Below are 12,834 nucleotides of genomic sequence, written 5' to 3'. Positions count from 1 at the left end.
GAACATAATATGCTGCTTTATAATTGTCGAAAGGCCGCTCTTTACGACTCTAACGAAAATTATCTCTGTGATGCAGAAGTTTTTGTAAGTGATAAGGAAGCTATTACTCTTAGCTTTTCAAGACCTTATTCCCAGATTTTAAGAAGTGAGATGACCATTTCTTTCTTTGACCGTTTTAGGGGCGTAATTACCTGTGAATGTCTGCTTTCAGGATATGAAGAGTATATTACCCCAAAAAGGGAGCAAAAATGTCGTGTTCACTGTGAAGTCGTTCAGGTCATTTCTACAATTGAACGTCGCAGTGATATCAAGGTCCCGATTAATACAGAAGTAGATATGTTAACTCATGATGAAAGTGGAAATCGACTTCCTTTTGTAGCAAAAATAAACAATATAAGTGCCGGTGGACTGTGTTTAAGCAGTTCACTGGCACTTAATAAAGGGCAAATTATTCATTTTACCTTTGTTCCCCTAAATAAAAATCTTCATTTATCTGCTGAAATATTAAGAACTCAAGAAGACTTTACCTATGGTGCACGTTTTATAAATATTACCTCTAGTACTGAATCAGAGCTTCGAAGATACGTTTATCGTGTTGATTTGAAATTTAAGAAATACATGTAAATGTCAATCACAACCTGATAGAGTTCTTCCGGGATTTCCATTCCCAATTCCAATTGCGTAAGCAGGGTTGCCAAGGAGTTATCTTCATAAACAGGCACTCCTGCTTCTTCTGCTACTTTAAGTATTTCTTCCGCCATAAATCCCATGCCTGAAGCAACCACAACAGGAGCTGCCTGGTTTTCTTCGTCATAGCTTAGTGCTATTGCCTTTTGTTTACTGTTATATTCTGACATTTACAACATTCTCCTTTTCTACAATTCGTGGAAAGGCCTCTGTAAGAGGAATCATTTCCTTTCCCGTCTCCACAAAAAGCTCCTCGACTTCTAAATCATTGTTTCTTATAATTTTTCCAATATCTGTCTTTATCTGACCAAGGGTTTCTTTAAATGCTTCAGGCGCATTCAACTGCATCCGAACCTTCCCCTCCTGATGATAAAAAAACAAATCAAATTTTCCTACGTTCTCAATATCAAATTTAATCAAACTCTGTGTTCCTTGCTTCGTTTCATCCTGGGAGGTTCTTTTATCGGCGTCCGGATCTACCCACATCTCCACAAATGTAAGATTTTCATTTACCTGCATTGGTAATATAGAATGTAAAACTGGCATATACACACTCTCATTTAGCAAGGTGGAATGTACCATGTTTTTCAATAAAATTTGCTGTTCTTTCCCGGCTTTTCCTGCCATTGCCTCCGTAACCAATTCTTGAAACTTCTTTACCCATTTCTGTCCTCTTTTTGCTTTTTCATAATCTGTGTTTGCTAAAAATTGCAGAATCCCAGAAGAATCCAGATCCGGGAAATATGCGTTCATAGTCTGGTATTTCATCAAGTTTGCAAATCCCTCTTCTACACGACTAGGTGCCCCGTTTTCACAGCGTCCCAGCAAATTTCCCAAAAGCGCTGACAAATCTCTCATTCTTCCTCGTTCATTGGTTCGAGAGATATACAGATTTAAAAATGGCAGTACCTTTTCCCTTATATAACCCAGTTCAGCCTGGATTTCTTCATTCGTCCCCTCTAAGGTCAGATTGGCCGTTAACTCTTTTAGCTGATTTCTTGCCTCCTGGTACATGTGTCCTTCAATTTCTGTCAATGTATGCCGAATGCTTTCAAGCATCCTTGGTGTGTCTGACAGATCACTATAACGTCTAATAAACTCTAATATTTCTGCTTTTAATTCCAATGGTGCATTGGAATTAAGCACCTCCCGAAATACTCCAAAAAAATCACCACTAAATTTTGCCGAAGCATTGTGCCAGGTTTTAAACACTTCTGGAATATCTTCTGGATTTACCACTAATTCTGTCCGAAACTCCTGAAGTTTATGCAGATACTCGTTCCCTCCCAGTCCCTCACTGAAAATTTTGGAAAAGTCGCCTGTCTGAAATAGGTTTTCTTGCAGCTGTTTGATAAAACTGCCGTAATTAGACTCATAGCGAAATTTTGCGATGCTACTTTGATTTCCCTCAAGTTTCTGGCTTGCAGCCTTCGTTGTATTTTGATCTCCTTGTACTCGTTCCGGCGTGATTTTCCCATAACCACTAACTGGTGTTGTTACTTTCAAAATATTTGTCATATTTTTGTCCCCATACTTCTTATTTTTTCTTAAAAAGAGTCGATATACTATTTGTACATTACCATACAGATACGCTTGATGCAACTTTCTAAACTATAAATAATTGAGGTAATAAAACTATGGATAATATGAATGAAAGTCTCTTGGAGGCTTATCTTTTCGAAACAGATTCCCTTCTTGCAGAGCTGGATGAGTTATTGATTAATGCCGAAGCTTCTGGAACCTTTTCTGCGGATGACACAAATCAGATTTTTCGCAACATGCATACGATAAAGGGTTCTTCCGCTATGTTGGAGTATCAAAGTCTCATGGAGATTTCCCACCATATTGAGGATCTTTTTTTCTACATCCGCGATAACGGTATGGACAGCTTAGCCAGTAAACAGAAAACAAAGCTCTTCGAGCTCATGTTTGAGTCAATGGATGCATTACGTGCAGAATTTGAAAAAGTAAAAAACAACGAGGCATTGGCTACCGATGTGGATACTTTAACCCTTCGTATCAATCATTTTCTCAGCAAGTTAAAAGGAGAGTCTGTTTCTCCTTCTTGTGAAAAGGAAGAAAATATTCCAAGTGGGAATTATGAACTTTTAGTTCATTTTGATCAGGACTGCGGCATGGAAAACCTTCGCGCTTTTATGTTGGTTAATGCTCTTACTCAGGAGGGTTTATCCTTTACTTTCTATCCGGCAGACGTCGAAACGAATCCTGGCAGTTCGGAGCGTATCCTCCAAGATGGATTTAAACTTTTTTTTGATACGGAGCCTCTTGCCAAAGAAGCCATTGAAGAAATTCAGAATGCTGGAAGCATCCGCTCTTATGAAATGATTACACATGTGAAAGAAACTCAAAAAGAGACTCCAAAATCGGCTGGACCAGAGGTGGCAAAACCGGCTATCAAACAAGATCTTATTAGTGTAAGCTTAAGTAAACTGGATAGTCTGATTGCAATTGTTGGAGAAATCGTGATTACAGAGTCTATGGTAGTTTCTGCTCCAGCAGCAAAAAATTTAAGAGATGATAATTTTTTGAAATCCGCCAGACAGCTGCGTAAGCTTACGGATGAGCTTCAAGATATTGCTATGTCCCTTCGCATGGTTCCTGTATCCGGAGTATTCCAACGGATGAACCGAATTGTACGGGACATGAACAAAGCTTTAAACAAGAATGTAAAGCTCACTCTAATTGGCGCTGATACAGAGATGGATAAAACAATTGTAGACGGAATTTCTGATCCTTTGATGCACATCGTTCGGAATGCTATCGATCATGGAATTGAGGATCCGGAAACGCGAAAAAATACTGGGAAGCAGGAACAACCTGAGGTAATCCTAAGTGCAAAGCATACTGGCGGAGAGGTAATTATCACGATTTCTGATAATGGCCAAGGTATGGATACGGATGCGATTCTAAGTAAGGCTGAAAATAACGGTCTCCTAACGAAACCGGCAGAGTCCTATACCAAGAAAGAAATTTTATCTTTACTTATGCTTCCTGGATTCTCCACCAATACTGAAGTAACGGAGTATTCCGGTCGTGGTGTGGGTCTGGATGTTGTAAAGAAAAATGTAGAAACGATCGGAGGCACTGTTACCATTACCAGTGAGCGGGGAAAGGGCAGTACCACAACTTTAAAAATTCCTTTGACGCTGGCAATCGTTGATGGTATGGATTTAGCTGTGGGTAACGAAATCTTCACCTTGCCAATCTCAAATATCAAACAATCTTTTAAAGCTACTGCTGAGGAAGTAGTTCAAGATACAAATGGCTTAGAGATGATTCAATATCTTGGTGAATTTTATCCAATTATCCGATTGAACAGACTTTTGGATTTAGAAAGAGGCGTTTCCGATATTTCAGAAGGTATTCTTATCTGGGTTGAATCGGGTGATAAATCTTACTGTCTCTTTGTGGACAGCCTAATTGGAGAACAGCAAGTAGTTGTAAAACCCCTCCCTCCTTATTTAAATAATTTTGGAATCAAAAACTCAGGGATCAGCGGTTGTACAATTCTTGGGGATGGCAGTATTAGTATCATACTAGACGGTGCCGGAGTGTATACTGCTTTTGCCGAAGCTATGGCACCAAAAAAACAGAGCGAGGTATAGAAAATGACAAGCTATCTTACGTTTATAACTGACAATTTAACTTTTGGTGTGGAAACGGATCAGGTAATTGAAATTATTACCAACTATAAAATCCGTTCCGTTCCAAAGGTACCGGACTATATTCCAGGAATCATTAATCTAAGAGGACAAATTATTCCCATTATGGATATGCGCTTACGCCTGGGTAAAGAAGGTACTCCTTATAGTGATTCCACCTGTATTATCATCTTAAATATTAGCGAGCAGCTTATGGGTCTCGTTGTTGACAGTGTTTTGCAGGTACAAGATTTAGATGATAATACCATTTCTCCTCTTCCAACACCGAAGGAGGATGAACCTGCTAAAAATCTGATGACACTTAAAGATGGAAGTGTCGCATTACTGTTAGAAAGTGAAAAACTCGTATGTTCGATATAAATAATCAGGATTTCACCCGGCTGGTTTCTTTTGTAAAAGAAAACTACGGTATTAATTTGATCAACAAACGGCAGCTGATTACAGGACGACTTTCTCCTGTCCTCTCCGGAATGGGATATACCAACTTTACCGATTATGTTGACCATATTCTTAATAATAGTGAGAAAGAGGACATCGATCTTCTTTTAAATCGTTTAACTACAAATTACACCTTTTTCATGCGTGAAGTAAACCATTTCGAATATTTTATGGATACCGTATTGCCTTGGCTTGAGAAAACAAAAAAAGACAAAACTCTTAGCATCTGGAGTGCTGGTTGTTCCTCAGGACAAGAGCCCTATACTCTTTCTATGCTGATGAAGGAATATTTTGGAAGTGCTTTTTCCAATTGGGATACCCGTATTCTTGCTACAGATATATCCCTCCAAGCTCTCTCTTTAGCTCAAAAGGCTGTTTATTCTGGCGAGTCACTGGAAAGCATGCCAAAGGATTTTAAGTCGAAATATTTCACAAAAACATCAACCCCCAACCAATATCAGGTTGTGTCAGAAATCAGAGAAAACGTGCTCTTCCGCACTTTTAATCTAATGGAACCCATTCAATTTAAAAGGCGTTTTGATGTTATATTTTGCCGCAATGTGATGATTTACTTTGACCAAACAACAAAAGACAATCTTTGCAAACGTTTTTTTAATGCGACGAATCAAGGAGGTTACCTTTTCATAGGACACTCAGAAAACATCACATCACAAAACCTTCCTTATGAACATGTAATGCCTTCTACATACCGCAAACCATAAACTAATATTGAGGTTATTATGACAAACAGGACAAATATTGATATTATTGCCATCGGCGCCTCAACAGGCGGCACCGAAGCAACTGTACAAATTTTAAAGGATCTGCCAGCAGACATTCCCGGTATGGTCATTACCCAGCATATGCCCGAGGGTTTTACACGTATGTATGCAGAGCGTCTCAATAAACTCTGTGCCTTTGAGGTTCGGGAAGCCCGTGACGGAGACGCTATCACTTCCGGTCTTGCTCTTCTTGCCCCTGGGGGAAGGACACATATGACGATTGTTCGAATTGGTGACCGGTTTTTTATTCGTCTCTTCAAGGGCGATAAAGTAAATGGACATCGCCCTTCCGTAGATATCCTTTTTGATTCGGTAGCACGTTCTGCCGGAAAAAATGCCATCGGAATTATCCTGACCGGTATGGGAAATGATGGTGCCCAAGGGCTTCTTCATATGAGAAAGGCCGGCGCTTACACGATTGGACAAAACGAAGCCAGCAGTGTCGTCTACGGTATGCCTATGGTCGCTTATGAAAAAGGGGCTGTATGTACCAGAACTGGTCTTGAAAACATTGCCGGATTAATCATCCGTCATACAAAATAATTTTTTTTATTTTTTCTCTTATGTTTTTCAAAACAGGGACGATAATATAATTGTAAACAATAAACACTCCGGAAAAGGGAATTTCCGGGAAACAAATTCAAGGAGGAATTTATTATGAGAATTCAACACAACATTACAGCAATCAACTCTTACCGTAACTTAACAAACAACAACTCTGCAGTAGGCAAGAACTTAGAAAAGCTTTCTTCTGGTTACCGCATCAACCGTGCTGGTGATGATGCTGCCGGTCTTGCAATTTCAGAGAAAATGCGTGCTCAGATTACTGGTCTTGAGACTGCTGGAAAGAACGCACAGGATGCAGTATCTTTGATTCAAACTGCTGAAGGTTCCTTAACAGAGGTTCACTCTATGATGAACCGTATGGTTGAGCTGGCAACACAATCTGCAAATGGTATCTATGACGATGCTGCTAATGGCGGTGTAGACCGTGTAGCTATGCAGGCTGAGATTGATTCTCTCAACGAAGAAATTAATCGTATTGCAGAGAGCACAAACTTTAATGGGACGAAACTGTTGGATGGTTCTTTTGCAGATACACAGTTCCAGATTGGTGACAGCAAGGATGACATCTTAAATGTTTCAATCGCAGATATGTCTGCCTCAGGATTAGGACTTTCTGGTCTGGATATTACAGATGTAACGAAGGCTAATGAGGCAATTGATACAATTAAAACAGCGATTAACACGGTATCTACACAAAGAGGTTCTCTTGGTGCTTACCAGAACCGTTTGGAGCATACCATTAATAACTTAAGTGTTAATGCGGAAAACATGACTGCTGCTGAGAGCCGTATACGTGACGTGGATATGGCAAAAGAGATGATGGCATATACTAAGAATAATATCTTAGTACAATCTTCTCAGGCAATGCTTGCACAAGCAAACTCTATTCCACAGGGTGTGCTGCAATTATTACAATAATTCACATGAAGGAAAAACCAAGGCAAATTTGTCTTGGTTTTTTTCTTAATAAATGAGGACTTTCTGCCGACAATATAAATAGAACTTAGTATTTCACAGGGAAAGGATGTACGTATGATTTCACAATGTATGATTGTCAAAAACGAAGAACACAACATAAAAAGAGCCTTGTCATGGGCAAAGGATATTGTCCATGAGCAGATTGTCGTGGATACTGGCTCTACGGACAGAACAGTAGAGATTGCAAAGCAGATGGGGGCAACCGTCTATGAGATTCCCTGGGAAGATGATTTTTCCAAGGCTAAAAACTATTGTCTTGAAAAGGCAACGGGTAAATGGATTCTTTTTTTCGATGCCGATGAGTATATTCAGTCTTTGGAAGAGGTACAAAAACTAAAGCAACTCTTGCCAAGAATTCCCCGACATACCATGTCTGTTGCATTTCCCTTAGTAAATATTAATGAAAAGGGAGAGGCTCAATCCCGTATTACACAGATTCGTGTTTTTCGGAATCAGCCAGAAATCCGCTATCGTGGACTCATTCACGAATCCCTTATTTACAATAATAGTACTGCTATTACCGCTACGTATTTTGACAATTTGCTGACCATCCTTCATACGGGATACTCGAAAGAGGAGCATCAGCGAAAAGATAAGGTTTCCAGAAATACGGACTTGCTCCACAAGTTAATTGAGGAAAAGCCCGATGACTATAATGTTAAAACGTATTTCGCCCTTAATCTAATCGCCCAAAAGAAATATGACGATGCAGTTGTATTGTGTAAAAGCATCTTTAAGAAGGAAAACTTCAAGCACGTGGAGCCAGGGCTTCGGGTTACCTTGGAAATTGGCCTTATGCAATATTATCTTCGTAAAAAACCAGAGCATTGTGAGGAGGCGTTGCTTATGTTATATAATCAGGGGATGAGCTGGAATGCTTCTCACCCCGACTATGATCTTTTACTAGGCAATTGGTATTTGAGCAAAAAGGATACAATCCGTACAAAGAGTTTCTTTGAGCGTGCCTATTCGAAGCTGCAATCCTATAATGGTTATCTTACTTTAGTGGCAGCATCAAGCTTTGAGGATATTACAAATCTCTTGATTTCTTTATGCAAAGCCACACAGGACTTAAATGGCGTGGTGAAATACTCTATTGCCTCTCTTAAGACAAATAAGAACCAAATTCAATGTCTTATGGAGCTTCTATATTTTTTAAAGGATGAAATCAAAACCGATAATGATGTGATGAAAATTATGAATATCCTCAGTAGTATTTATGACTTTTCAACCCATAAGGATCGGATTATGGTATTTAAATGTGCGGAGGCTGCAAATGCTCCACTTCTTGTTGGTGTTTTGAAAAGGAGACTTACACAAGAGGATTACAAATTGATTTCTTGACATCCAACAAATTTTCGGCAAGAGGTGCTTAAGCAGACACTATTTAAGAGGGTCGTCTTTATCTAGTATGTGAGGAGGCCAATAGGGAGGGATGGGAGCATTTGCTTTCACTTTGAAATCGCAGTATTCATCGCCATCGGCACAGGTTTTCTCTCGATAAAGGGAGACGCCCATCTTGCTGAACATAATGTAGTCAAAATTGCAGAGGTAAGGCATGTAGGATAGGTATCCACCGGTTTTAGCAAATTCATAAAGAGGGCAGACGGTGGTGTGATAAATCATGGAAGTATTTATTCATTTGTTTTTTTAGATGTGGAGCTTTTTGTTGATAATATTCATGCATATTGGTTTCTCCAAATTATTTTGTGTCAGCGGTTTGCTAAGAAATTGGTAACTTCGGCTCCATGGTAGCCCCTCCTACATAACTATGTTATCAAAAAAAGAAAACGAAAAGAAGAGGGGCAAATGATAATGTTTATCTTTAGACTTTTTTTGTACTTTTATTGATTTCCCACTCTCTCCATGCTATACTACCAGTTGCTACACACCTTATATTTACCAGGTGTAGCCCAAAATAATACCGTGAGTTCGTAACCATCCTCACGTAAAACAAAACTAAGGAGAATGAACTATTATGAAAAACAAAAGTACTTTATTTTTAGTGCAGGCTGCGATGATTGCAGCTATTTATGTTGTCTTAACTTTTGTATTTGCTCCCATTTCCTTTGGAGAGGTTCAAGTACGAATAGCAGAGGCACTTACCATACTTCCAGCTTTTACTCCAGCTGCCATCCCTGGCCTTTTTGTGGGATGTCTTATTGGAAATATTACTGGTGGAGCCATGCTGCCGGATATTGTTTTTGGTAGCGTTGCGACCTTAATTGGAGCTGTTTTTACTTACTACTTTAGTAAAAAGAATCCTTATCTTGCTCCCCTGCCGCCAATTATTTCTAATACCATCATTGTTCCTATGATTTTACGCTTTGGATACGGTATCAATCTACCGATTCCATTGCTTATGTTAAGTGTGGGAATTGGAGAGGTTCTCTCTTGTGGAGTACTTGGAATGATTCTATTTTTTGCACTCAGAAAATATCAAAATGTACTTTTCAAAAAAACAGCTTAAACGAGGTGGATTACTATGAAATTTACATTTGCACATAACAATTTCAACATTATGGACTTAGATAAATCCCTTGCTTTTTACAAGGAAGCTTTAGGACTTCAGGAAGTCCGCAGAAAAGAAGCGGAGGATGGAAGCTTTATTCTGGTATACTTAGGTGATGGTTCCAGCAGGCATACCTTGGAGCTTACCTGGCTTAGAGACTGGGAAAAAGAGTCTTACAATCTCGGTGACAATGAATTTCATCTTGCACTTGAGGTAGACGATTATGAAGGAGCTTTAAGAAAACATAAAGAAATGGATTGTGTTGTCTTCGAGAACAACGATATGGGTATTTATTTCATCATCGATCCTGATGGTTACTGGATTGAAATAATTCCATCTGAAGACAAATAGGTTTTAAAAAAGGAAAGCTCCTTACTTGGATGCTTTCCTTTTCTTTATCTCCTATTCAAATGGCACTACAGCACCATCATACTTCGTTTCAATGAAAGACTTTATATCATCAGACTTTAATACCTCAACCAGTTTTTTAATCTTTGCTTCGTCTTCATTTCCTTCTTTGACTGCAATAATATTTACATAAGTTTTTGCAGCCTCAGAATCCGATTCTTCATATGCAATTGCGTCCTTTGAAACGGAGAACCCTGCTTCTAGCGCATAGTTTCCATTTAATACTACAAATGCCACTTCCTCTTTTACTCTTGGGATTTGAGCAGCCTCTAGCTCTTCAATCTTAATGTTTTTCGGATTTTTATCAATATCATTTACCGTTGCAGTTAAGCCTGCTCCTTCTTTTAATGTAATAATTCCATTATCTTCTAATAAAAGAAGTGCTCTTGCTTCATTGGTTGTATCATTTGGCACTGCGATACTGTCCCCATCCTCTAAATCATCTAAATTATTTTTTGTTCCCGGATAAATACCAAAGGGCTCATAATGAATCTGGCCTGCATCTACCAAATGAGTTCCTTTTTCTTCATTAAAGCTATCCAGATACGGCGCATGTTGAAAGTAATTTGCATCCAGCTCTTCGCTTTCCACGACCTCATTGGGGAGAACGTAATCATCAAAAATTTCAATCTCAAGATTAATTCCGTCCTCTTTTAAGATTTTCTTTGCCTCTTCTAATATTTCCCCATGAGGCGTTGCAGATGCTGCAATTGTCAATGTCTCTGTACCGGAGCTGGAACCTTCATCTGTATCCGCTGTTTCTGCCTTTTTGCTGCATCCAACCATAAGTCCAATCACCAATATTCCTGCTAATAAACTTGCTAAAATTCTCTTTTTCATGTGTTTCTCCTCCTTCTTATTTTCTTCTATCTAAACGTGTGGATGTTTTCATTCCAACCGTTTGGAACACTTGAACTAAAACAATTAATAAAATAACGGTTACCAGCATAATATCTGTTTCATAGCGGTTATATCCATAACGAATTGCTATTGCTCCTAAGCCTCCGCCGCCTACAGAACCTGCCATAGCTGAATAGCCTAAGATGGTTCCCGTTGCAATTGTTGCCCCTGAAATCAGGGATGTTCTTGCCTCTACCAATAATACCTTGGTTATAATAATCCAGTTTGAAGCTCCCATAGATTTCGCTGCTTCAATAACCCCTTTATCCACTTCGTTGATAGAAGCTTCTACCATTCTGGCTATAAAAGGTGCTGCCGCTATCACAAGAGGTACTATCGTCGCTGTTGAACCATAGCTTTTTCCTACCAGCATCCGGGTAAATGGGATCACCAGGATTAACAAAATCAAAAATGGTATGCTTCGGATGATATTCGATATAAAATCCAATGCTTTATACAGTATCCCGTTCGGCCTAATACCTTCTCTGTCTGATACTGCTAATAGCACTCCCAGAGGTAATCCAATAATGTATCCCAATAATGTTGAAACCAATGTCATATAAAGTGTTTCGCCAACTCCTGTTATAAGCATCTGTATAACTTCACTACTAAACATCTTCTTCTACCTCCTCTACTTTTAATCCTCGCTCTTTTAGATATGTGATGATATCTTCTTCATTTTTCGTTTCATCGGTGAGTTGAATAAGCATTTCACCCTTTGCAATTCCCCCTACATTCTTCGTATCTGCTCCTAAAATATTGATGGGAGTATTAAACTTAAGAATCATATTGCTGACAACAGGTTCAAAGGCTGAATTCTCTGTAAATACAATTCTAATTTTCTTTCCGCTTTTGAGCAATTCCTTTACTTTTGAGTCTTGTAATATATCATCATCTTTACTTTTATCTCCTAAAATCAGACGTTTGGCTGCCTTCGTTTTGGGTGTATCAAAGATTTCCTCGACGCCTCCCTCCTCAACAACAATACCTTCTTCCATAATTGCGACTTTTTGGCAGATCTCCCGTACAACTTCCATCTGATGTGTAATCATTACAATTGTAATATTAAGATTTTTATTAATTTCTTTTAGAAGCTCAAGAATTGATTTCGTAGTTCGTGGATCCAATGCAGATGTTGCTTCATCACACAGAAGAATTTTCGGATCACTGGCTAAGGCTCTTGCAATTGCAACTCTTTGCTTTTGTCCACCTGATAGTTGAGCGGGGTATGCCTTTTCCTTATCTTCCAGCTCAACAATTTTAAGCAGCTCCTTTGCCCTTTTCTTTGCCTCACTTTTCTTGACTCCTTGTATAATGAGAGGAAGAGAAATATTATCTACAACATTTTTTTGTGATAATAAGTTGAAATGCTGAAAAATCATTGCTATATCACTTCTCTGTCTCCTCAGTTCTTTTTCTGACAGTTCCCCAAGATCCTTCCCTTCAATTAGAACTTGCCCCTTTGTCGGCCTTTCTAAAAAGTTAAAACAGCGTACCAGTGTACTCTTTCCTGCTCCCGACATTCCAATAATCCCATAGATCTCACCCTCTTCAATCTTAAGACTAATATCTTTTAGCGCTTCTACTTGATGGTCTTTTGTTTGAAATGTTTTTGTTAGTTTTTTTAATTCAATCGCTGACATACTCTACTCTCCTTTATCTTTTTAATTCCATATATAAAAGGCGGATACACACGCATGTATGTATCCGCCCATTGATTTATAATCAAAACAAAACTTAAGAAATCAATTTACTTTGCAGATATGTTAATGCGTGGAAAAGAAACTGTGTTCATCATCATCATGATTCCACAGCCACACATCATCATATTCTGATTTGTAATCTGATAAGCTATTGATTTCATCGATTCATTTCTCCT

At 38.8% G+C, this 12,834-nt stretch carries 15 protein-coding genes; 9 read left to right on the top strand and 6 right to left on the bottom strand.

Annotated features, from left to right (window positions below; genetic code table 11):
* The first annotated feature begins 9 nt into the window (after positions 1 to 9).
* On the top strand, positions 10 to 624 hold the full coding sequence (locus NHH15_RS08760) for a PilZ domain-containing protein (RefSeq protein ID WP_262066283.1): 615 nt from the start codon (positions 10 to 12) through the stop codon (positions 622 to 624).
* Here NHH15_RS08760 and NHH15_RS08755 read toward each other — a convergent pair.
* A complete protein-coding gene (locus NHH15_RS08755; protein ID WP_262066282.1) occupies positions 588 to 857 on the bottom strand; it encodes an EscU/YscU/HrcU family type III secretion system export apparatus switch protein in 270 nt (89 codons plus the stop codon). The genes NHH15_RS08760 and NHH15_RS08755 overlap by 37 nt on opposite strands.
* Positions 844 to 2,205, bottom strand: coding sequence for a hypothetical protein (locus NHH15_RS08750; RefSeq protein WP_262066281.1), 1,362 nt, complete (start codon positions 2,203 to 2,205; stop codon positions 844 to 846). The genes NHH15_RS08755 and NHH15_RS08750 overlap by 14 nt, the downstream gene beginning before the upstream one ends.
* A 119-nt stretch (positions 2,206 to 2,324) precedes the next feature.
* Between NHH15_RS08750 and NHH15_RS08745 the strand changes: the two genes are divergently transcribed.
* From NHH15_RS08745 to NHH15_RS08720, 6 genes are all read left to right on the top strand, one after another.
* Positions 2,325 to 4,313, top strand: a complete 1,989-nt coding sequence (locus NHH15_RS08745; RefSeq protein ID WP_262066280.1) for a chemotaxis protein CheA — start codon at positions 2,325 to 2,327, stop codon at positions 4,311 to 4,313.
* Positions 4,314 to 4,316: 3 nt separating this feature from the next.
* The gene (locus NHH15_RS08740; protein WP_262066279.1) at positions 4,317 to 4,730 is read left to right on the top strand and encodes a chemotaxis protein CheW; all 414 of its coding nucleotides are present in this window, start codon (positions 4,317 to 4,319) and stop codon (positions 4,728 to 4,730) included.
* Positions 4,718 to 5,530: a CheR family methyltransferase gene (locus NHH15_RS08735; RefSeq protein ID WP_262066278.1), complete on the top strand. Its 813-nt coding sequence runs from the start codon at positions 4,718 to 4,720 to the stop codon at positions 5,528 to 5,530. The genes NHH15_RS08740 and NHH15_RS08735 overlap by 13 nt, the downstream gene beginning before the upstream one ends.
* Before the next feature lie 18 nt (positions 5,531 to 5,548).
* On the top strand, positions 5,549 to 6,133 hold the full coding sequence (locus tag NHH15_RS08730; protein WP_316044070.1) for a CheB methylesterase domain-containing protein: 585 nt from the start codon (positions 5,549 to 5,551) through the stop codon (positions 6,131 to 6,133).
* 114 nt (positions 6,134 to 6,247) lie between these two features.
* Positions 6,248 to 7,075 carry a flagellin N-terminal helical domain-containing protein gene (locus NHH15_RS08725; RefSeq protein WP_262066277.1) on the top strand — a complete coding sequence of 276 codons (828 nt, stop codon included), beginning with the start codon at positions 6,248 to 6,250 and terminating at the stop codon, positions 7,073 to 7,075.
* A gap of 114 nt (positions 7,076 to 7,189) precedes the next feature.
* A complete protein-coding gene (locus NHH15_RS08720) occupies positions 7,190 to 8,479 on the top strand; it encodes a glycosyltransferase family 2 protein (RefSeq protein ID WP_262066276.1) in 1,290 nt (429 codons plus the stop codon).
* A gap of 39 nt (positions 8,480 to 8,518) precedes the next feature.
* Here NHH15_RS08720 and NHH15_RS15870 read toward each other — a convergent pair whose 3' ends face one another.
* Positions 8,519 to 8,761: an L-2-amino-thiazoline-4-carboxylic acid hydrolase gene (locus tag NHH15_RS15870; RefSeq protein WP_262066275.1), complete on the bottom strand. Its 243-nt coding sequence runs from the start codon at positions 8,759 to 8,761 to the stop codon at positions 8,519 to 8,521.
* A gap of 352 nt (positions 8,762 to 9,113) precedes the next feature.
* Here NHH15_RS15870 and NHH15_RS08710 point away from each other — a divergent pair, with 352 nt between their 5' ends.
* Positions 9,114 to 9,605 carry a QueT transporter family protein gene (locus NHH15_RS08710; protein ID WP_262066274.1) on the top strand — a complete coding sequence of 164 codons (492 nt, stop codon included), beginning with the start codon at positions 9,114 to 9,116 and terminating at the stop codon, positions 9,603 to 9,605.
* Positions 9,606 to 9,620: 15 nt separating this feature from the next.
* Entirely contained in the window at positions 9,621 to 9,998 is a 378-nt protein-coding gene (locus NHH15_RS08705) for a VOC family protein (protein ID WP_262066273.1), read from the top strand.
* Positions 9,999 to 10,049: 51 nt separating this feature from the next.
* On the opposite strand, the gene NHH15_RS08700 is transcribed toward NHH15_RS08705, so the two are convergent.
* The 3 genes from NHH15_RS08700 to NHH15_RS08690 are packed head-to-tail and all read right to left on the bottom strand — an operon-like array spanning position 10,050 to position 12,598.
* Positions 10,050 to 10,895, bottom strand: a complete 846-nt coding sequence (locus NHH15_RS08700) for a MetQ/NlpA family ABC transporter substrate-binding protein (protein WP_262066272.1) — start codon at positions 10,893 to 10,895, stop codon at positions 10,050 to 10,052.
* A 16-nt stretch (positions 10,896 to 10,911) separates the two neighbouring features.
* Positions 10,912 to 11,571: a methionine ABC transporter permease gene (locus NHH15_RS08695; RefSeq protein ID WP_262066271.1), complete on the bottom strand. Its 660-nt coding sequence runs from the start codon at positions 11,569 to 11,571 to the stop codon at positions 10,912 to 10,914.
* Positions 11,564 to 12,598 (bottom strand): methionine ABC transporter ATP-binding protein, encoded by a 1,035-nt coding sequence (locus NHH15_RS08690; protein WP_262066270.1) that lies wholly within the window; start codon positions 12,596 to 12,598, stop codon positions 11,564 to 11,566. The genes NHH15_RS08695 and NHH15_RS08690 overlap by 8 nt, the downstream gene beginning before the upstream one ends.
* Positions 12,599 to 12,834 lie beyond the last annotated feature (236 nt).

The sequence above is a fragment of the Aequitasia blattaphilus genome, from assembly GCF_024721305.1.
Lineage (GTDB): Bacteria > Bacillota > Clostridia > Lachnospirales > Lachnospiraceae > Aequitasia > Aequitasia blattaphila.
Note: the sequence above shows the minus strand (reverse complement) of the source record. Positions and strands in the feature narration are given on the sequence as shown.